This is a genomic window from Streptomyces sp. NPDC007875, from assembly GCF_042868035.1.
Taxonomy (GTDB): domain Bacteria; phylum Actinomycetota; class Actinomycetes; order Streptomycetales; family Streptomycetaceae; genus Streptomyces; species Streptomyces antimycoticus.
Genome location: NZ_JBIADZ010000016.1, coordinates 24,314 through 45,415 on the forward strand (window position 1 = coordinate 24,314; position 21,102 = coordinate 45,415).

Sequence of the window (21,102 nt, forward strand, 5' to 3'; positions counted from 1 at the left end):
CGCATGGCTAGGGTGATCCGGCATACCGAGGACGTCGCGTGACCAGCAGGAGGTGGCGAGTGGGGTCAGCCGATCCCCGGGCGATACGGGTCCCGGTCGGGGAAGGCTCCGATCGCTGGGCCAGCCGGGCCACCCCTCGCCGCGTCCTGCTGGTGGTGCACAACGTCACCTCTGCCGGACGCCTGCTGGACGTGCTGCCGCTGTTCCACGACGACTTTCGGGTGCAACTGCTGGCCACGTCGACGGAGTCATCCGCATTCCAAGGGGGAATCCGCGAGCTGTTCGCCGAGCTGGGTCTGCCCGTACTGCCCTGGGAGCAGGCGCTGGCAACACCGGTGGACCTGGCGGTTTCCGCGAGCTTCGGTGGTCAACTCAGCCTTCTCCGCGGCAGGTTAGCCGTATTGTCCCACGGTGTCGGATACACCAAGAAGCTGGTGGTGACGGAAGCCGGAGGCCGCGAGCCGACGTTCGGGCTGTCACCGGAGTGGCTGCTGGCGAACGGCGAACCCTTCGTGGACGGCCTCGTGCTGTCCCACCCGGAGCAGCTGGAGCGGTTGCGGCGCGTATGCCCCGAAGCCGAGGAGGCGGCCGTCCTCGCGGGCGACCCGTGCTTCGACCGCCTGTTGGCCGGCCGTGCCTACCGTGAGCGGTTCCGGCGGGCTCTGGGTGTGCGGCGCGGTCAGCGGCTCGTGGTGCTCAACTCCACCTGGAATCCGGAGGGTCTCTTCGGAAACGGCGGTGACCATGACGTCCTGCCGAGTCTGCTGCCGCGGCTCGCCGCCGAGTTGCCGGCCGACGACTACCGGCTGGTGGCCGTGTTGCATCCGAACATCTGGTACGGACACGGCCCGGGGCAGATCCGGGTGTGGCTGGACCGGGCCCGCCGCAGCGGTCTCACGTTGATCGACCCCGTGCACGCATGGCGACAGGCGCTGCTGGCGGCGGATGTCGTCGTGGGGGATTTCGGGGCGGTTTCCTACTACGCCGCGGCGCTGGGCATCCCCGTACTGCTGGCGTCCGCCACACAGGACAGGCTGGATCCCGCGGCGCCACTGGCCACGTTCGTCCGGGAGGCGCCGCGGCTCGATCCGCATGGCCCGCCACGGGATCAGCTGGAGGAACTGCTGGCGTGGCACCGGCCGCTCGCCGGTCCGGCGGAGTTCACCAGCTCGGCCCCGGGCGCCTCGGCGGCGCTGCTGCGGCGGCTCTTCTACGGCCTGATGGACCTCCCCGAGCCCGCGGCCCCCGCGCTGCTGGAGCCGCTGCCCCTGCCGCCATACGATCCCCCAGGGCGCACGGCTCCCCTGAACGTCCGTACCCGTGTGCACGGGACCGAGGTCCGGATCGAGCGCACCACGGGGCACCCGTACGACGCCGTCGGCGAAACACACCTCGCCGTGCACGAGGACACCCGGGACCCCGGCGACCTGGCCCTGGCCGACGTGATCCTACGCGAGGGGCAGCCGGACGACCCCCGCCTCGGTGGCCCGGAGGAGTGGAGCGCGGAGGTGCTGGACCGGCATCCGCACTGTGCGCTCGCCGTGTACGTGAGCGGACCGGACCGGTGCACGGTGCGCGGCCGGGCGCACGGCGTGTTCCAGCTGAAGGCGGGCCCGGGTGCGGACGCCGACCCGGCCGCGTACGCCTCCTCGCTGCACGCCTGGCTGGCGGACGGCCGGACCGTGCCGCCCGGTGGGATGACGCTCCGGGTGCACACGGCCGGCGGCGTGCACCCGGTGGCGGTGGTGCCCGCTAGCGCGGGGCTTGGCAGCGCAGCCGCAGACGGGCGAGATGGTTCAGGTGCGGAGTCGCCTTCTCCGGGTTGAGCAGGCGCTCGGCCTCGGCGATCTTCGTCAGCGCCTCGGCGTCGTCGCCGGCGTCGTGCAGCGTCTCGGCGAGGTCGGTGAGGGCGCGGGCCTGGTTGTACGCCTCTCCTCGTTCCGCGAAGAAGTCCCGCGCGGTCTCCAGGCGAGCACGCGATTCCTCCAGCCGGCCCATACCGCGCAGGGCACGCCCCTGGTGGCGTTCGGCCAGGGCGAGGGCACGTGGCAGGTCCTGCGCGCCCTCCTGGCCGGGAGCGATCCGCCGGTAGATGCGCTCCGCCTCGACGAACCGCTCGTACGCCGCGTCGTACCGCCAGTCGTTCAGCTTCAGCAGGCCCAGCATCTCGACGGACGACGCCTCGCCCCGTACATGTCCCGCGACGCGTTCACACGCGGCGGCGGTGTGCACCGCGCGGTCGGCCTCGTTCCACAGCCTCAATTCGCCCAGACAGTGGCCCAGTTGGAAGTGCAGCGCGCCCGCCATGCGGGAGTCCGCGTGATGCCGGTCGGCACACCGGGCCGCGATCCGCAGGGCGGGCAGCACCTCGTCCCAGAACCCGGCCTTCAGCTGCACCGGCCACAGCGCGCGGGCCATGCGCATCGCCGTGTCGATGTGCTGGTACTCCTCCGCCACGGACACCGCCCGGACCACGTTTCCGGTCTCGGCCAGCAGCGCCGCCATGCCCTCGGCCTCGTCACGGTACGGAGTGCCCCGCGACGGAGCCGGCTCGGTCCGCCAGCTCTGCGGCAGCGCCGCGTGCGCGGCGTGCAGCGCTCGGTTCAGCAGCCCGTCGAGGGCCCGGGACATCGCCGCGGAGCACTCCGGGATCCCGTGTTCCAGGGCGGCGGTGTCCGCCAGAACGCGACGCACCTCGGGCCGGAAGCGGTACCGGCCGTCGCCCAGGGCCTCCACCAGCTGTGCGTCCGCCGCTTCGGCGAGCATCCCGGCGGCTTCCTCCTGGCCGACCGCCGCGGTGTCCCCCGCCAGCCGGGCGTCGATCGCGGGCCAGCCGCCCAGGGCGGTCAGTCGGCAGAGCCGTGCCGTGTCCGGACTGAGGCGACGGCAGGCGCTGTGCACCATGCCGTGCACCGGATGACGTGCCGCGGACTCCGCCGCGTCCTCCGGCAGGGGCGGCTCCTCGGCCAGCAGGCTCATCGCCGCGGCCTTCAGGGCGAAGGCGTTGCCCGCGCAGTGGCCGAGCAGGGATGGCATCCGAGGCTTGGCCAGCGCCACCTTCTCCGGGCCGGCCACCTTGCGCAGCATCTTCACCGCGTCCCGGTCGCTCAGCGGCGGCACCTCGATGCGCTCCGCCTCCAGCGCGAAGGCCGGACCGGAGGCGACCACCAGCAGGAAGACCTCCGGCGTGGCCGGGACAAGGGCGCGGACCTGCGCGACCGAGGACGCGTGATCGATCACCACGAGCGCCCTGCGGCCGGCCAGCAACCGCCGATAGAGGTCCACGCGCGCCGACTCCGCGGGCGGAATCCCCTCGGGCTCGACGCCCATCTGCCCCAGCAGGCGCAGCACGACGGCAGACGGCTCCAGTCCGCTCTCCCCGGCGGCATCCCGAAGGTCGACGTAGAACTGCCCGTCGGGGTAGTGCGCAACCTGGTCGGCACCCCAGTGGAGAGCCACCGCGCTGGTTCCGATCCCGGGCGGCCCGTATAACAGCGCGACGCGTGGCCGCCCCGCCGCGGCGCGGGTCGCCTCCCGCTTCAGTCGCCGCAAGACGGTCTGACGGTCGGTGAAATCCCTTGTGGCAGGCGGGAGTCCGGCACCGGGACGCAGCGTCACCTCGGAGTCCTGCAAGGTCCGCAGCAAAATGGCCCACTCACCACCGCGCCGCGGATCCCCGCTGAGGCGCGCGTGCATCTCCCGCGCCAGCACCTCCCACCCCTCCGGGGTGGCCGGCAGCGGCGTCTCCCGCCCCAGGGTCCGTCTCACCAGTGCGCCCGTCGACAGCAGCATCTGCTTGCCCATCTCCCCGGCGGCACCGTTCCCCACCGCGGTGAGGAATGCGGTGAGCGCACTCACCGTCACGGCCTCGAACACACCAGCCCCTCCCCTGGTACCCATCCGGACCTTGGCCGGACTGTATCCCCGCAGCCACCACAGGAGACAGCCGAGTCTCGCCAACTCCGCTCGACGGCCACCTACACGACCACGATAAGCGACAGATACACAACACACTGTCACTTCCATCGGGATGCGGAACCGGTGGCAGCCGACGCCGCCGGTGACAAACCCTCGCGGTGCGACGGTCGCGTTCTTGCGAGACGCTGGGAACAGGGGAGCGTGCCCGGGTAGTGGCGACGGGCCGCGGGGTCACGCCCGGCAGTGGCGCCGCACATCCGGGGTGACCTCCGCACCCAGTGAGGAAGGCGGGCCGTGATGAGCGCTTCGGATACGGACGCCATGAGGCGGAGCCAGGGCGAGCCGGCCCCGCTCTCGGCGATCACGTTGAACGTCAACGATCAGGTGCGGCCTCTCGAGGTGGATCCGCGGACCTCGCTGCTCGACGCGCTGCGCGAGCAGTTGCGCATGAGCGGGACCAAGAAGGGGTGCGATCACGGGCAGTGCGGTGCGTGCACGGTGCTGATCAACGGCCGGCGCGTCAACTCCTGTCTGACGCTCGCCGTCATGCATGAGGACGACGAGATCGTGACGATCGAAGGCCTGGGCGATCCCGACCACCTGGGCCCCATACAACAGGCCTTCGTCGAGCGTGACGGCTTCCAATGCGGCTACTGCACTCCCGGCCAGATCTGTTCGGCTGTCGGCATGCTCGCCGAGGTGGCCGCGGGCTGGCCCAGCCACGCCACCGCCGACGTGGCCGCGCCGCGGATCACATTGACCGATGACGAGATCCGCGAGCGGATGAGCGGCAACATCTGCCGGTGCGCCGCCTATCCGAACATCGTCGCGGCCATCCGCGACAGCGCGAAGGGAGGCCCTGGATGAGGTCCTTCACCTACGAGCGGGCGACGGACACACGGGATGCCGTCACCGCGGTGGCGCGATCCGGCGCGAAGTTCATCAGCGGCGGCACCAATCTGCTCGACCTGATGAAGCTCGACATCGAGGATCCCAGCCATCTGGTCGACATCAGCCGGCTTCCGCTGCGGGACATCGAGGAGCTGCCGGACGGCGGGCTGCGCATCGGCGCCCAGACGCGGAATTCCGACGTGGCCGCCGATTCCCGGGTGCGCACTCGCTATCCGGTGCTCTCGGAGGCGCTGGTATCGGGCGCCTCGGGCCAGTTGCGCAACAAGGCGTCCACCGGGGGAAATCTGCTGCAGCGCACGCGCTGTCCCTACTTCTACGACACGGCCGCGGGCTGCAACAAGCGGACCCCTGGATCCGGCTGCGCGGCGATCGGCGGGTTCAACCGGATACACGCGATCCTCGGCGCCAGCGACTCCTGCATCGCCACCCATCCCTCGGACATGGCCGTCGCGATGGCCGCGCTCGACGCGCAGATCGAGCTGCTCCGGGCCGACGGCTCGGTGCGCCGCGTCGTCATCACGGACTTCTACCGGCTGCCGGGCGATACCCCGAACATCGAGACCGTACTGGCGCCCGATGAGATGATCACGGCCGTGGCGCTGCCCTCGCCCCCGCCGGGCCGCCAGATCTACCGCAAGGTGCGCGACCGGGCGTCGTACGAGTTCGCGCTGGTCTCGGTGGCGGCCATCGTCTCGATCGATCAGGGAACGATCAGCGAGGCACGCGTGGCGTTCGGCGGAGTGGCGCACAAGCCGTGGCGGTCCGTCGAGGCGGAGGACGCGCTGACGGGCCGTCCGGCCACGATGGCCACCTACCGCGCCGCGGCCGAGGCGGCGATGCGCGACGCGGTCGGGCGGGGTGACAACGACTTCAAGATCGAGCTGGCCAAGCGCACGCTGTACCGCACGCTGGCGCAAGCGGCCCAGGCGAGCTGAGGAGGCGAGATGATCGGGCAAGCCATGCAGCGTGTCGACGGCCCGCTGAAGGTCGCCGGCCGGGCCGCCTACGCCTACGAGCACTGGGAGGCCGGCCAACCGCTCTACGGGTTCATCGCCGGCGCGACGATCGGCAAGGGCCGCATCATCGAGATCGACACCGAGGACGCCGAAGGCGCCCCTGGAGTGCGCATGGTGATGACGCATCTCAACGCTCCCGAGCAGGGCATCCGCGATGAGTCCATTCCGTTCGAATACTGGCGCGCCCAGCCGGTGCTGACCGGACCGGACATCCACTACTACGGCGAGCCGGTGGCGCTGGTCGTCGCCGAGACCTTCGAGCAGGCCCGGGCGGCGGCCGAGCTCATCGAGGTGGAGTACACGGGCGGCCGGGGGCGATTCGCCTTCGCCGAGCACGAAGGTGAGGCGTACGTCCCGAAAACGGTCAACGCCGGACTGCCCACGGACACGTCAGTGGGCGATTTCGATGCCGGATTCGCCGGCGCGGCGGTCAAGGTCGACCAGCACTACACGACGCCGTATGAGCTCTCCATGCCCATCGAACCGAACGCGTGCATGGTGGCGCCGCGTGATGAGGACCTGATCGTCTATGTCAGCTCCCAGATCGTCGACGCGGCGCAGGCATCGATCGCCAACACACTGCGGATCGACCCGGCGCGGGTTCACGTCTTCACCCCCTTCGTCGGCGGCGGATTCGGATCCAAGCTGGGCATCCACTCCGAGACCATCCTGGCGGCGCTCGCCGCTCGCGAACTGGACCAGCCGGTCAAGGTCGCGCTGACCCGGCAGCAGGTCTTCCAGCTCGTCGGCATGCGCCCCACATCGGACCAGCGGGTCCGACTGTGCGCGGAGCGCGACGGACGGCTGGCCGCGATCGCCCACGACGTCACCATGCACACCAATCCGGACGTGGAGTACGCCGAGCAGACCGCCGCCACCAGCCGCAGCCTCTATGCCGCGCCCCACCGGCTCACCAGTCACCGGCTCACGCCGCTGGACCTGCCGCGTGGGACGGACGTCCGCGCGCCGGGCGAGGAGCCGGGTCTGCTGGCGGTCGAGTCGGCGATGGACGAGCTGGCCGATACGCTCGGGATGGACCCGGTCGAGCTGCGGATCCGCAATGAGCCCACCCTCGACCCCGAGCGAGGCGTACCGTACAGCGACCGGCACCTGGTCGAATGCCTGCGCGAAGGCGCGAGCCGGTTCGGCTGGGAGCATCGTCCCGCCACCCCTGCGAGCAGACGCGAGGGACGGTGGCTGGTCGGCTACGGGATGGCCGTGGCCATCCGGGTGCATCTCCAAGGGCCGGCCGCGGCGCGGGTGCGGCTGGAGGCGGACGGCACCGCCGTCGTCCAGACGGACATGACCGACATCGGCACCGGCACGTACACCATCCTCACTCAGGTCGCGGCCGGCGGGCTCGGTCTGCCGCCCGACCGGGTGCGCATTGAGCTCGGGCGTTCCGACAACCCCACCAGCTGGGGATCCGGCGGCTCGTGGGGCGCCGCAAACTCCAGCACCGCGGTGGACCGGGCGTGCGCGACGCTGCGCGAGAAACTGCTGGCCGAGGCGCACGACGACGCGCGCTCCGCGCTGCGCGGCCTGGACCCGGCAGATGCCGTGTTCTCCGACGGCGACGTCCGCATCGGTGGCGCGTCGGAGCCGCTGAGCGAGATGGTCGCACGCAACCACCCCGACGGTGTGGAGGCAATGGGCGAAACCCGCTTCATGGGCGATGAGCCCAACTACACCAACTACTCGATCCACACCTACGGAGCCCATTTCGCCGAAGTGGGCGTCGACGCGGACACCGCCGAGATCCGTCTGCGGCGGATGCTCGGCGTGTTCTCCGTGGGCCGCCTGCTCAACCCGAAGACGGCCCGCTCGCAGCTGATCGGCGGCATGATCTGGGGCGCCGGCGCCGCCCTCGAGGAAGAGGCCGTCGTCGACCCACGCTCCGGCGCCTTCGTCAACCGGGACCTCGCGCAATACCTGGTGCCCGTCAACGCCGACATCCCCGACGTCGACGCCGTCGTCCTGGACGGATACGACGACAAGGCCAACATCCTCGGCGCGAAGGGCCTCGGTGAGCTGGGCATCTGCGGGTCCGGTGCGGCGGTGGCGAACGCGGTTTTCAACGCCACAGGGGTGCGTGTGCGCGACTTCCCCGTCACGCTGGAGAAGCTGTTGCCCGGACTGCCGCCCATGGAGGACGCCTGAACGCGCGAACGGGACTGTCCCACCTATTAGTGTGTGACATCGCGAAGGTCACCGACTGGCCCGGAGCTGCCATGCCACCGCAGATGAAGCTGTCCGCGATAACACTCGACTGCGCCGACCCCCTGGTGCTGGCAGCGTTCTATGAGCAGGCCACCGGCCTCGAACCGCATCCGAAGTCCAACGCCGACTTTGCCGGTCTCCTCCGTGCGGACGGACTCTTCATCGGTTTCCAGCGGGTGGACGACTACCAGGCTCCCCGCTGGCCCGGCCAAACCGTTCCCCAGCAGTTCCACCTGGACTTCGACGTCGACGACCTGGACAAGGCCGAGGCTTGGCTACTGGATTTGGGCGCGGGCAAGCCGGATTGCCAGCCGAATGAAGATCGCTGGCGGGTCCTCACCGATCCGGCTGGGCATCCCTTCTGCGTGGTGGCCAGAGGCTGATCTGGCTTCGAGAGGCCGGGCAGCCTGGGTTCTGTCCGGCGGATCATGTGAACGCTAGGCTGCGGCGATGGACCGAGTGAGCGACATGCCCGAGATTCTCGCCCGGCCTGCGGATCCGGCCCGGGCGAATGACTACGACAGCTTCGCCGAGGCGTACTCGGCGGAAACCGAGAACAACCTCGTGAACGCCTACTACGCGCGGCCCGCGATGTTAGCGCTCGCCGGAGACGTGGCCGGTCGCCGGGTTCTGGACGCCGGCTGCGGCTCGGGTCCCCTGTCCGCTGCGCTGCGCGAGCGCGGTGCCGTCGTCACCGGCATCGACTCCAGCGCCGGGATGCTGGCGCTGGCCAGGCGGCGGCTGGGTGACGACGTGGCCCTGCGCATGGCCGACCTGGGCGACCCCCTGCCGTTCGCCGACGGTGCGTTCGACGACGTGGTCGCGTCGCTGGTCCTGCACTATCTGGAGGACTGGGGGCCGACGCTGGCCGAGATGCGGCGCGTGCTCAGGCCCGGCGGCCGGCTGATCGCTTCGGTGGACCACCCTTTCGTGGCCTACGCGTTCCAGGATCCTCGGCCCGACTATTTCGCGACCACCAGCTATACGTTCGACTGGACGTTCAACGGGCAGTACTTCCCGATGAAGTTCTGGCGCAAGCCGTTGCACGCGATGACCGATGCCTTCACCACCGCCGGCTTCCGCCTTGCCGTCATCAGCGAGCCGCAGCCCGACCCGGCCGCCCGTGACCTGTTCCCCGACGGCTTTCATGACCTTTCGACCAAAACCACCTTCCTGTTCTTCGTCGTCGAGGTACCGCCGTCGGCTGCCGGCTCGGAGGAGTAGGCCGCGGGGGCCGCCGCTGCGACGGCGTCAAGCGCCGGAGCCGCCCACGGCCGGCCGCCGGAGTCGGCCGACCAGCGCGGCCATGCTCCGCGCGGTCCGGAAGTTGTCCATCTGGAGATCCGCGCCGCGTACGGCGATGCCGTACGTCCTCTCCAGGTGCACCACCAGCTCCATGGCGAAGAGCGAGGACAGCCCGCCGGAGCCGAAGACATCCGCGTCGGCCGACCAGGTTTTCCCGGTACGCAGTTCGAGGTGCCGCAGCAGTTCCGTCTCGATGTCGCCGGGGTCGCCCAGGGGCTCCGGAACCGCAGGGTCCGATGACATGGCCATGCCTATTTCTCCCTCGTACTCGTAGAAGCGCCTTCGATCCGCCCCGGGGCCTCGTCGTCCAGCCGACGCCGGTCGGGGTCGACCGGCGACACAGCCATCCCATGCCCTGTCGCCTGCGCTCACTCCTCCGAGCCGCTCACCTCGGAGCGCTCGGGCCGCGGGGGGAGCAGATCGCCCGAGGGTTCCGTGTAGAACTGCTGCGCCCACTGCCGGTACCGGCCGATCGGACCGTCGCCCTTGGCGAGCCGGGGGCGCGCGACGTGCTCCTGGTGGTGCCACATCAGCAGGTCCGCGCCGGTGTCGACGCTGCCCACCCGTTGCAGGACTTCGCTGAGCAGCCGGGCCAGGGGCAGCACCGCCGGGCGTCCCAGCCAGTCCGGCACCCCCGGGAGTCCGTTCAGCTCCAGCTTCGTGCCGAAGCGGACCTGCATCCGCCCCGGGGCGGTCGGGGTGGCGTGGAGCATCACATAGAGGCTTCCCGCGCCCGCGGGCAGGACCGTCCGCGCCGCGATGGTGGCCAGTCCGATCACCGTGAGCGTGTAGGACTGGTGGAACCCCCGCATCATCGTGTTGCGGGCGGTCGCGGTGACCGTGCTGACCGGTTCCCCCGTCACCGGCAGGCCCTCGATGTCGACCTCCTCCAGACCGTGCAGGGCCGGCAGATGCCCCCAGTCGAAGGCGTTCTCGATGACGTCCTGCGGGTGACCGGCGATGTCGAACGTGCCGTGGCTGAACGGCTGCCGGTCGTCCATCGGGAAGAGCGGGACGTCCCACTGCGGGGGCATGCCGAGGGCGTGCCACCACACGTAGACCGAGCCATTGGCCTCGCACACCGGGTACTGCGTGAGCGACGCCTTCGGCGGCGGCTGGTCGTAGCCCGTGCGCACACAGGCACCGGACGGGTCGAAGGCGAACCGGTGGAAGGGGCAGACGATGTCCTCGCCCTCGACCGATCCGCCGACGCCGAGATGGGCTCCGAGGTGCGGGCATTGGGGCCGGACCGCCCGCAGCACGCCCTTGGCCGTCCGGTAGAGGACGACCTCGGCGCCCGCGAGCCGCCGAGTGGTGAGGGACCCGGCCCGCAGCTCGTCGCTGAAGGCCAGACAGAACCAGCCGTTCGGGTAGGGCCGCGAGGGAGCGTGCAGGGTGTCGGCCGGCTCCGCGGCGTGCAGGCTGATCTCCCGGGAGCCGAGCAACTGCTTCACCAGGGGCTTGAGGTGAGGCCTCATGGGATCACTTCCCGTGCTTCACCGGGCAGGCGGCGGCGCCCGGCTGGGTGGACGGCTGGAGGGAGGCGGACAGCGGTGCGGTGGCGCCGTGCTCCGCGTCGCCGGTGCCGGAGGACCGCCGCTCGGTGAGCCGCAGGCGCAGTCCCCGTGAACTCAGGCTGGTCTCCACCTTGGGCTGGAACGGCTGGTCGCCGACCGGGGACAGCTCCCAGCGGTCGACGATGGCGGTCAGCGCCAGGATGGCCTCGGTGAGGGCGAACTGGTCCCCGATGCACTTGCGGGCACCGGCGCCGAACGGGATGTAGGTGGCCCGGTCGGGCTGGGCGTCGAGCCAGCGGTCCGGGTCGAACCGGTCGGGCTCGTCGTAAAGGTCGGCCCGGCGGTGCAGAAGGTAGGGGCTCAGCACGATGGTGCTGCCGCCCTTGAACCGCACGCCGCCCAGTTCGGCGTCCTCCCGGACGACACGGGTCATCATCCAGGCCGGCGGATACAGCCGCAGCGTCTCGGTCACCACCCGGGAGGCCAGACCGAGCGAGGGCAGATGCGCGGGGTCGAGCTTCCCGCCCGCCAGGACCCGGTCGGTCTCGGCCTTCAGACGGTGCTGGACGTCCGGGTTCGTCGCGAGCAGGTGCAGCGCCCAGGCCAGGGTGATGGCCGTGGTCTCCATGCCGCCGAGGAAGAACGTGAGGGCCTCGTCGGCGAGTTCGGCGTCGTTCAGCTGCCGGCGGCCGTCCTCGCTCTCCTCGTCGACCGCCGCGACCAGCGTGGAGAGCAGATCGGCGTGGTCGGTCGGGTCGGCCCGCCGCTCGGCGATGATCTCCGCGATGGTGGCGGCCAGCCGAGTGCGGGCGTCGTCGTAGCGCCGCTTCTGCCGGGTCGGCAGCCGCCGCAGCAGGGCCGGCGTCATCATCCGGCGGAAGAACGCGCTCACGATCACCGCGGTGTCGGCCAGGCACCGCCGCATGGTCTCCGCCGGCAGCGCGCCGCTGAACATCGTCTCCATGGTGGCCCGCGTCGTGAGCGTCATCATCTCCTGGGTGACGTCGAGGACGTCGCCGTCCCGCCAGGAGCCCGCCTTGGCCGCGGCCGCCCGCGCGAACACCGCGCCGTACCCGGCGAGGCGGGTCGGGTGGAACGAGGGCTGGCACAGCCGGCGCTGCCGCCGGTGCAGGGGATAGGCGCAGGTGGACAGGCCGTCGCCGATCACCTCGCGGATCCGGTCGTAGATCGGGCCGCCCTTGTCGAAGGTCCGGTCGTTCAGGAACACCTGCCGGGTCAGGTCGGGGTCGCAGATCATCACGGCGGAGCTCGGGCCGAGCCGGACGCGGACCATCTCGCGGTATCCGGACAGCGACATGATGAAGGCCAGCGGGTCACGGAGCAGCGGCAGCGCGTGGCCCAGCAGCGGCCACGCCCGCGGGGCGAGCGGCACCGACCCGGCGGAGGCCGTACTCGTGTCTGTCATGGGGAACCTCACTTCTTCGTTGAGTGGCCGTCCGGCACCGCGGTGACGGGATCGCGGGTGATCTCCAGCAGCGCGGTGGTCCAGCGGAAGCCGAGCCCGAAACTCACGACGAGGACCCGTTCTCCGGCCCGCAGCGTGCCGGAGCGGAACTCCCGGTCGAGGGCGAGCAGGACGTCGCACGGTCCGCAGTGGCCGAGGTGCCGGCCGAAGGTCCAGCTGGTGTCGGCGGCCCGCAGGCCCAGCGGCGCACCGCCGAGCAGCAGGTCGAGCACCTCCGATCCGATCGCGATGGGCAGCACACGCGCGATGCCCTCCGGCCGGACGCCGGTCTCCTCGAGGACGGTCTCGACACAGCGGCGCGTGGACTGCCGCAGCGCGTCGATGTACGGCATGAATCCGGTCTCCTCGACGAGGAGCGGCCGGCCGCTGCCGTCGGCCGCCGTCCGGGCCCGGGTCAGCACCTCCAGCTGCGGCTGCGCGGCCTGATCGGTCGCCAGCAGCCGCGCGAAGCCCGTCCCCCGGGTGAGGACGGCGGCGGCCCCGGCGTCACCGGCCAGGTGCCCCATCTCCGAGACGTGGCCCCACCGCTCTGGCCGGAACCGGACACCGGCGGTCACCAGAGCGGCCTTCGCGACCGGTTTGGCGGTGAGGTGCTCGGCCGCGGTGACCAGCGCGGCTCCCCCGCCGTCGCTGGCGGCGCCCAGCTCGATCGCGTTGGTGTCCGGCCCGCCGAGCACCCGCAGCAGATAGGCCGAGGGCGCGTAGTGGTCCTCGTCCTGGAAGTTGGCGTGCACCAGCAGGCTCAGGTCGGCGCCCGTGACGTCCGCGTGGCGCAGTGCCTTCAGGCCGGCGCGGGCGGCCATCTGCGACGGCGTGCTGTCCGTGGAGACGGCGGCCGAGGTGAATCCGTTGAGCGCGACCAGCGAGGGCGGCCCGTTGTCCACCGGCATGTCCCACGGCTCGTGTTTCTGCCGGATCGGCGGTATCCAGGCACCGGTCCCGGCGATCGTGATGTCCTGCCACAACACTGCTGTCTCCTCGGCTGTCACGAATCGGCTGTCACGAACGGACCGGTCGTGGCGCGTCGCCGCGGGGCCGGACGAGTTCTCCGCTGTGGTCCAGGGCGTGTGCGCTGACCCCGGATATCCGGGCCAGCACCTGCCCGTCACCGGTCAGCGCGGTCAGCTCCCCGGTGGCGAAGTCGCAGTGCAGCCGGATGACCGGATGCAGCGCGCTGAGCCGGCAGTCGTCGCCCGGCCCGCCCAGGTCGACCTCGTCGAGTCCGGCCATCGGGCCGACCAGCGGTGGAAGGTCACCGCGCGGCGGCAGCAGCAACAGGTGCACCATGGCGTCCAGCAGGATCGCCGGTACGGTCATCCCGGCCAGGACCGGAGCCCAGGCGGCGTGGTCCAGACGGAACCTGGCGCTGTTGCCATCCGGCCCGCGGGCGTAGTCACCGGTGCCGGCGAACGGTCCGGTGAGCGAGATCGGCGGATCCGGGGAGTACACCGGCATCGCGAAGTCGGGTTCGGGTTCGTGGCCCGAGAAGTCGGGTGGTCCGGCGAGCGCCGGGAAACGGTCCGCGAGCAGCACCCGCGTCTCGCACAGCAGGTCGTTGAAGCGCAGTACCTTGCCGTTCTTGCCGATCCGGTGTGCCGTGATCCGCACGGCCACCTCGGCGCGGTCGCCCGCACGGCTCACGACCCGGGCCTCCACCGCGACGGTGCGCATCGGCCCGGCGAGCCGGACCGTGATCGACGACCGGCAGACGAGACCGCGGAACCCGGTGACCCGCAGTCCGGGACAGAGGGTGGCCGCCGCCGCGGCCGCCGCCTCCAGGGTGAACGTGCCCGCGAGCGTGTACTCACCGTTGACCTGGTGATGCCGCATCCACCGCCCGTCCCGCTCGGCGAGGGTGCCCGGATCCCAGGTCTTGGTGAACACGGCCCAGTCGTCGCCCCGGTACAGCACTCCGTCGAGCAGAGGTGTGGTCAGCTCCGGGTCCGGCGGGGCCGGATCGGGCGCGTCCGGGGCCTCGATCCGCGGCTCGGCGCGGGAGCCATGGGTGCTGATGCCGCGCCGGGCCAGCAGGACGCGTTCCTCCTCCCGGATGAAGAACGCCACTCCGCCCGCCGGCGGCCGGGTCACCGCGGACAGGAACTGCGCGCGTCCCTGTGCGGTGCTGATGTAGGCGTCCATCTTGTTGCGTTTGAGGGTCTCCCGCATGGTGACGCTGCTGGCGACGCCGACGTCGCGCCAGCCGCTCCACAGGACCGCGATCTCGTGGCCGCCCGCCGGCCCGTGCCGCTGTGCCCTTGCGCTCGCGTACGCGAGGTACTCGTTGACGGCGCAGTAGTCGATGTCGCCGGGCGCGGGGGCGAGCGTCGCCAGGGTGCTGAAGTTGCACCAGATCCGGGGCGTACGTCCGGCCAGGGCCCGCTTCAGGTTGCGGTAGCCGGTCGCCTTGGTGGCCCGCACGGCCCGGAAGTCCGTGAGGGTCTTGGCGTGCAGGGCGCGCGAGCGCAGGTCGAGGACGGTGTTGATGAGCAGGTCGATCCGTCCGTGCCGGTCGAGGATCTCGCCGAGGACGGCGGTGGTGCGTTCGGCGTCGAGGACGTCGCACACGCGGTGGTGGACCCGGTCCGGGCCGCACAGCTCCGCCAGCCGTCGCACCGTACGGCGCACCTCCAGGCGCGCCTCGGCCTTCTCGTAGGCGACGCGCAGCTCGCGCACGGAGGCGTCGGGACGCCGTCGGCGCTCGGCGGCCATGAACTCGGCCTGCGATGGCAGCGCGTCGTCGGTGTCCGGCAGCGGGGTGCGGCCGATGACGTACACATGGGGCCGGTCGGTGCCGGTCGCCACCTCGTGCAGCAGCTCGGGAGTGATCCCCCGGGCGCCGCCGAAGGCGACCACGACCGCGCCTGAGGGCAGCGGGACGCCGTCGGACGGGGATACGGGATCGTCGGCCACTGCCAGGGCCAACCAGTCGTCCCCGCGGCAGGCCAGCGTGTGGGTCGGCACCTGGGCGGCGCCCGCCCGCGCCAGCTGGTCCAGCGCGGTCGCCGCGTCCACCGCGTCGCTGATCAGGGTCAGTCCGCCGCACTGCGGCACCTCGGCCCGCACAGAGCGGACGAGACCGGTGAACAGCCCGCTCAGCGGGGGCGGCAGGTCGTCCTGCACCTCTCCGAGCAGCAGCGCGGCGAGCGAGCCGCCGGAGCGCAGTGCGGGCAGCGCCGCCTGGAGCGTGGTGAAGGCGAGGTCCTGAAGGTCCTCCATCCGGGCGGCCTCGGACTCCTCGCACCCGTCGTCGTCGACGGGCAGCCGGGCCAGCACCCGGATGTGGCGCGGGACGAACGGCAGGCCGGTCAGCGCGCCGGGCGCGTCCTCGGGTGGGACATGGGCGGTGCCCGCGACGCCCGGCCGCGGTGACCAGACGGCGGTGTCCGGACCGGTGACCGCGGCGGCGAGGTCGGGGGCGTCGGTGATGACGACGGTGCCCGGCGGGATCGACGGCGTGGCGGGCGCAGCCTGCGGCGGATCGGTCGGCACGAGCCGGAAGGTCTGACGGCGGCCGGTGAACTCCTCGGTGTGCTCCGCCCTGTCCTGCTCCGACCCGGCATGCTCCGACCGGACGGGTGCTGGGTCGGCGTGCGCGGACCCTGCGTGCCCGGATCCGGTGTGCTCCGCCCGGGCGCGTTGGGGTCCGGCGCGTTCGGGTTCGGACTGCTCCGGGTCGGTGAGCGCGTCCCGCGGGCCCGCGGGCGGGGTGAAGCGGATCAGTGGCGAGCCGGTGGCGGCGGGCCGGACCACGGTGTCCGTCTCCGTGACGACGGCCTTGAGAACCGTCAGCAGGGCATCCAGGGAGAGATAGGTGTGTCCGGTGCCGGCCAGTACGGGAAGGGCGTGCGAGGGCGTCACCGGGTGCCGGGGGTCGGCGACGGCGACCTCGGCGGAGAGCGTGCCCAGGACGGGAAATCCGTGCTCCAGCGCGGTCGAGCGCCGGGTGACCGCCAGGACCGCGGCGCCCTCCGCGATGGACCGGCCCTCCGGCACCAGGTGGGCGAGGTGCCGGTCCCAGCCGCTGATCGGCCGCAGACACACCGCGCCGACCAGGGCGAGGTCGCAGGCCCGGTGCCGGAGTTGACGCAGGGCCAGGTCGACGGCGGTGTGCGCGGAGTCCCGCTGGGAGTAGACGCTGGTCCCCAGGCCCTGGAAGTCGTAGTAGTTGGCGGCCCGGCCCGACAGGATGCAGGAGACCGCCCCGGTGAAGTCGTCCTCGTTCAGATCGCCGGGGATCACTCCCTTGGCCTCCGCCATGCCCTTCGCGAGGTACTCCTTGAGCACCTGGGCCTGCGCCGGGTCGGGCAGCAGGTCGAAGGCGGTGGCGCACTCGGCGGCGTGTACCCGCAGCGCCGCCTGGGTGTTGTGCGTGGTCGGCAGCGTCGAGCCCATCACGATCGCCGTGGTGGGCCGCAGGCTCGTGCCCGGCTCGCCGAGCTGTTCCAGCAGCGGGCCGAGCGCCTGGAGCACCATCAGGTGGGCGGCGTCCATGTGCCGCATCGTCAGCGGCGGGATGCGTACGTCACGCGGGGAGGGCAGGGGGTACGGCGTACCGAAGCCGGGCTCCGGGAGCGGCCCGTCGCCACGGAGCCAGGCGGGCACCTGGTCGGGCTCCATGCCGGGAAGGTGGGTGTTCCAGCCGACGACGACCAGGTCCTCCCTGTCGTCGCGCACGTCGGCGCCCCGCCTCCGCGCGGGGGCGGACCGTGGCACGTGGTCGGACAGGACCACGTGCGCGTCCGCCCCACCGAGGCCGAACGACGACACCCCGACGACGCGCGGTCGCGCCCCGTCGGCCGGCCAGGGGGCGTCCTTGACCGGCACGGTCAGCCGCTCGCCGTCGCCCAGCAACGGATGCGGATCGGTGACCACGGGCTGGCCGGGCACCGCTCCGCGTTCGAGGGCGACCAGCGCATGTGCGACCGAGACCAGGCCCGCCAGAACCCCGGTATGCCCGAAGACCTGCTTGTTCGACGTCAGCAGACACGTCCGCTCGCCCGGCCCGAGCCGGGACAGCAACGAGCGGAGCTCGATCTCGTCGCCGACCGGCGTCCCGGTGCCGTGCGCCACGACCCAGTCCACGTCGTCGGCCTCGACGCCCGCGTCGGCCCAGGCACGGGCGATCGCCAACTCCTGCCCACGCGTGGCCGGGGCGTGGATGCCCTTGCCCCGTCCGTCGGCGGCGAGTCCGGTGCCCCGGATGACGCCGAGCACCCGGTCGCCGTCCTCGACGGCCCGCGCGTACGGCTTCAGGACGAGCGTGACGGCGCCCTCGCCGATCAGGGTCCCGTCGGCCGCCCGGTCGAAGGGCCGTACCCGGCCGCTCATCGAGATGCCCTGCGCCCGGCAGAACAGCGTGAACCCGATCGGCTCGATCACCGAGGTGCCACCGGCCAGCGCCACGTCGCAGGAGCCCTCGCGCAGCGCCTTGACCGCCGCGTCCAGGGCGAACAGCCCGCTGGCACAGGCCGCGTCGAGGGTCAGGTGCTGTGTGTCATCGGGGATCAGCCCGCGCAACGCGTTACGGACGACAGACGCGGGCAGGTAGGACTGCGGGTCGCCGCCGTCACCGCCGTAGTGCGCGCTGATCGCGTGGTCGGCAAGCTCCGCCAGCCAGTCGCCGTCCCGGTCGGCGGGGATCGCCTCGCGCACCATGCGCCGGTACTCGTCGCCGAGGACGATGCCCTGGGGACCGAGCCCGGTCTGGTCGTGGATGCCGGTGGTCGCGGTGAGCCAGCGGTCCGTCGGACGCCGACGCACCCCCGCCAGAGCCTGGACGGCACAGTGCCTCAGCCAGCGGGTGGTCCGCGGCCAGCCGGGGTGTCCGATGTTCCCGTCCGGTTCGGCGATCGAGGCGGGGTCCGGCACGAAGTCGTGGAGGTATCCGGCCTCGCGGACGTAGAAGGCGTCGGTCTCCTCGCGGGTGGGAGCCCAGAAGTGCTTCAGGTCGAAGGCGGACGGCTCGCTGGAGAGCAGGACGCCCTCCCGCAGCCGGTCCCAGAACTCGGCGGTGTTGTTGGCTCCGGGCAGTGCAAGGCCGAGTCCGACGACCGCGACGGCACCGGGATCCGCCTCCGCCGACCGGTCCGACACCTCGTTCGATACCTCGGCCGACACCGGGGTCACGACTGGTCGGGGTGTTGGGGGCGGTGCGAGTGACGGTGCGGACGCGGATGGCGCGGGGGCGGGGGCGGGTGCGGAGGCGGAAGGCGCGGTCGCTGGCGGTGCGGGGGCCGGTACGGTCGCGGACGGCGCGGACGCTGTCGGCGCCGATGCCGACAGGACCGGGCGGCGCACGGGCTTGCTCACCTGGTCGGCCAGCCTGCTGTGCAGTCGCAGGCCCTGCATCCCGCCGATGCTGATACCACCGTCGGCGACGAGGGTCTGCCCGGTGATGAAACCGGCGTCCTCGTGGAGGAGGTGCACGATCAACCGGGCCGCCTCCGGCGTCGAGAGGGTGCGGTTCATCAGTTCGTCGGCCACGGCCGTGCCGCCGAACGTCGCCGGACCGTCGAGGTTCACAACGATCTCGCTGGCGACGGAGCCCAGCAGCACGGTGTTGACCCGGATGCCCTGGCCGACCAGTTCCAGCGCGAGATAGCGGACCAGCGACTCCAGGGCCGCCTTGGTGACACCACCGGGACCGTAGCCCGGAACCGGCTGGTGCGCCCCGACGCTGGACAGGCAGAGGATGCTCGCGCCCTCACGTCCCGCCATCAGCTCGGCCGCCCGGCGCGAACAGTGGTAGGCCGCCATCACGTTGGTGGACCACGCCCGCTGCCAGTAGGTGTCGTCGATGTCGAACAGGGGCAGGAACGCCCCGCCCGCGGCGTTGTTGATCAGGATGTCCAGGCCACCGTGGCGCTCCTGGACCAGGTCGAACATCCGGTCGATCTCGCTGGTCTTGGCCACGGAGGCACGGATGAACTCGCAGCTGTGGCCAGCCTGTTCCAGTTCCTCATGGAGCAGCTTCGCCTGGTCGACCGAGTGGAAGTAGTTCACGATCACATGGGCGCCGCCCCGCGCCAGGCGGCGCACGATGTCCGCGCCGAGGCTCTTCGCGGCGCCCGTCACGAGGGCGACCTTGCCCCGCAGGCTGTCGTCCGTCACCCGGCGGCCCCCGCCCGGCCCTGTACGACGCTCTCCGCGATCCGGCGCAGCGTACCGGCGGTCAGCAGCGAGGAGTTCGACCTCAGATCGGGCAGGTCGTACCGCTCGGAGACCCGGCCGAGCAGGGTGACCTGCTTGAGCGACTCCACGCCCAGCTCGGACTCCAGACCGTCGTCCTCGCCGAGCAGGTCCGGCGGGTAGCCCAGGAAGTCACCGTAGAGCGTGCGCAACTCGGCCAGCACCGTTTCGTAGTCCAGCCCGGTGGACGGCGGGGCGACCGCGTCCACCGGAGCGGCCGGCGTGACAGGAGCGGCTGGAGCCTGGGCGGTTGCCGGAGCGGGCGGAGCGTAGGAGATGACTGGATCGGCCGGGACGGGCGGAGCGGCGGCGATGACCGGAGCGGCCGGGACGGGCGGAGCGGCGGGCTCCGCGTAGGACGCCGGGGCGGCGGACACGGGCGCGGAGACCCTGGCCGGCGCCTCCGCGACGGCGACCGCCGAAGGCGGGCCGGCCGGCTCGGGCGTGCTCACCCGCGCGGAGGGCAGGAGCCTGTCGCTCGGCCGTGCCGGCGGGCGTGAGTAGAACGGGCCGATGGCCGTGGAGTCCTCGGCCAGCGCCCGGACGGCTCCGACCGGATCGCTCTCGCTGAGCGGTACGACACACCGCACACCGGGGATCGACGCCTCGACGAACTTGGTGACGACGGGCCACTCCCCGCACTCGACGAAGACGTCTGCACCCGCCGCGTGCAGCTCACGGACCGTCTGCAGCATCCGGACCCGGGCGGTGAGCGCGCCGGCGACCAGGTCGACCGGGTCGTCGTCGCCGACGTCCCGCCCCAGCCAGGGGGAGCGCACCCGCCAGCGTCCGGAACCGTACGCGACCCTCGGCGCGGTCGTCCGGAGATCCCGCGCGGCCTGCGCCATCGCCGGAGTGTGCGTCGGGTGCGGGACGTCCAGGGGAAGGCTCGGCCAGCCGAGCGCGTCGGCCACCCGCTCCACATGCCGGATCAGTTCCTCGGGCCCGCTGATGACACTCTGTCGAGGGGCGTTCTCGCAGGCCAGTACCAGGTGGGGATGGTCGATCAGCCCGGCGAGCGACTCCGCCCGCCGTCCGTCCACGCCGACCGCGAGCATCTTCCCCCGCCAGCTCTGCCGGGTCAGCGCCTGGGACCGGGCGACGGCCAGGCGCGCGGCGTCCTCCACCGGCAGGTGGCCCGCGGCGGCGAGGGCCCACAGCTCCCCGATGCTCTGTCCGACGATCGCGATGGGCTCGACGCCTTCGGCGACCAGCATGTGGTGCGTCGCGAGGCTGACGGCGAAGATTTCCAGATACTGGACCTCGGGACCGCGCCGGTCGCTCGTGCCGTTGTCCTCGATCAGCCTGGTGCTGATGTCGGGCAGTCCCAGGCCCCCGGCTGCCTTGTCGATGCGGGACAGCGCGTCACGGACGGTCTCGTAACGGTCGTGGAGGTCGCGAAGGACGCCCCCGCGCGGAGCGGCCACAGTTCCGGGCATGACGAAGACAGCATCCACCTGTGCATCACCCTCATTTCGGTCCCGGCCTCCGGCGAGGCCTCATCCGCCGACCGGGCTCCGAAACGCCATGACGGCGCGAC

13 protein-coding genes are annotated in these 21,102 nt (G+C 71.9%); 6 read left to right on the forward strand and 7 right to left on the reverse strand.

What is annotated here, in order from left to right:
• Positions 1-59 precede the first annotated feature (59 nt).
• A complete protein-coding gene (locus ACFYOY_RS29210) occupies positions 60-1,826 on the forward strand; it encodes a hypothetical protein (RefSeq protein WP_351885527.1) in 1,767 nt (588 codons plus the stop codon).
• Here ACFYOY_RS29210 and ACFYOY_RS29215 read toward each other — a convergent pair.
• On the reverse strand, positions 1,753-3,876 hold the full coding sequence (locus ACFYOY_RS29215) for an ATP-binding protein (RefSeq protein ID WP_388590521.1): 2,124 nt from the start codon (positions 3,874-3,876) through the stop codon (positions 1,753-1,755). The two genes, ACFYOY_RS29210 and ACFYOY_RS29215, sit on opposite strands and share 74 nt — an antisense overlap.
• A 339-nt stretch (positions 3,877-4,215) precedes the next feature.
• On the opposite strand from ACFYOY_RS29215, the gene ACFYOY_RS29220 reads away from it, so the two are divergent.
• From ACFYOY_RS29220 to ACFYOY_RS29240, 5 genes are all read left to right on the forward strand, one after another.
• Positions 4,216-4,785: a 2Fe-2S iron-sulfur cluster-binding protein gene (locus ACFYOY_RS29220; RefSeq protein ID WP_351885521.1), complete on the forward strand. Its 570-nt coding sequence runs from the start codon at positions 4,216-4,218 to the stop codon at positions 4,783-4,785.
• Positions 4,782-5,765 (forward strand): FAD binding domain-containing protein, encoded by a 984-nt coding sequence (locus ACFYOY_RS29225; protein ID WP_388590523.1) that lies wholly within the window; start codon positions 4,782-4,784, stop codon positions 5,763-5,765. The genes ACFYOY_RS29220 and ACFYOY_RS29225 overlap by 4 nt, the downstream gene beginning before the upstream one ends.
• A 9-nt stretch (positions 5,766-5,774) precedes the next feature.
• Positions 5,775-8,006, forward strand: a complete 2,232-nt coding sequence (locus tag ACFYOY_RS29230; protein ID WP_388590525.1) for a molybdopterin cofactor-binding domain-containing protein — start codon at positions 5,775-5,777, stop codon at positions 8,004-8,006.
• A 71-nt stretch (positions 8,007-8,077) separates the two neighbouring features.
• Positions 8,078-8,449: a VOC family protein gene (locus ACFYOY_RS29235; RefSeq protein WP_351885512.1), complete on the forward strand. Its 372-nt coding sequence runs from the start codon at positions 8,078-8,080 to the stop codon at positions 8,447-8,449.
• A 67-nt stretch (positions 8,450-8,516) separates the two neighbouring features.
• Complete coding sequence (locus tag ACFYOY_RS29240) at positions 8,517-9,290, forward strand: class I SAM-dependent methyltransferase (RefSeq protein WP_351885509.1); 774 nt, start codon at positions 8,517-8,519, stop codon at positions 9,288-9,290.
• 27 nt (positions 9,291-9,317) lie between these two features.
• Here the strand turns inward: ACFYOY_RS29240 and ACFYOY_RS29245 are convergent, their stop codons facing one another.
• The 6 genes from ACFYOY_RS29245 to ACFYOY_RS29270 all read right to left on the reverse strand — a co-directional run bounded on the left by ACFYOY_RS29245 (position 9,318) and on the right by ACFYOY_RS29270 (position 21,001).
• Positions 9,318-9,620, reverse strand: a complete 303-nt coding sequence (locus tag ACFYOY_RS29245) for an acyl carrier protein (protein WP_388590528.1) — start codon at positions 9,618-9,620, stop codon at positions 9,318-9,320.
• A 119-nt stretch (positions 9,621-9,739) separates the two neighbouring features.
• A complete protein-coding gene (locus ACFYOY_RS29250) occupies positions 9,740-10,849 on the reverse strand; it encodes a Rieske 2Fe-2S domain-containing protein (protein ID WP_351885506.1) in 1,110 nt (369 codons plus the stop codon).
• A 4-nt stretch (positions 10,850-10,853) separates the two neighbouring features.
• Positions 10,854-12,314 (reverse strand): cytochrome P450, encoded by a 1,461-nt coding sequence (locus ACFYOY_RS29255; protein WP_388590530.1) that lies wholly within the window; start codon positions 12,312-12,314, stop codon positions 10,854-10,856.
• An 8-nt stretch (positions 12,315-12,322) separates the two neighbouring features.
• On the reverse strand, positions 12,323-13,342 hold the full coding sequence (locus tag ACFYOY_RS29260) for a 3-oxoacyl-[acyl-carrier-protein] synthase III C-terminal domain-containing protein (protein ID WP_351885500.1): 1,020 nt from the start codon (positions 13,340-13,342) through the stop codon (positions 12,323-12,325).
• A 31-nt stretch (positions 13,343-13,373) separates the two neighbouring features.
• Positions 13,374-19,484 (reverse strand): SDR family oxidoreductase, encoded by a 6,111-nt coding sequence (locus tag ACFYOY_RS29265; protein WP_388590533.1) that lies wholly within the window; start codon positions 19,482-19,484, stop codon positions 13,374-13,376.
• Positions 19,481-21,001 (reverse strand): acyltransferase domain-containing protein, encoded by a 1,521-nt coding sequence (locus tag ACFYOY_RS29270; RefSeq protein ID WP_351885494.1) that lies wholly within the window; start codon positions 20,999-21,001, stop codon positions 19,481-19,483. Before ACFYOY_RS29270 ends, ACFYOY_RS29265 begins: the two co-directional genes overlap by 4 nt.
• Positions 21,002-21,102: the final 101 nt, after the last annotated feature.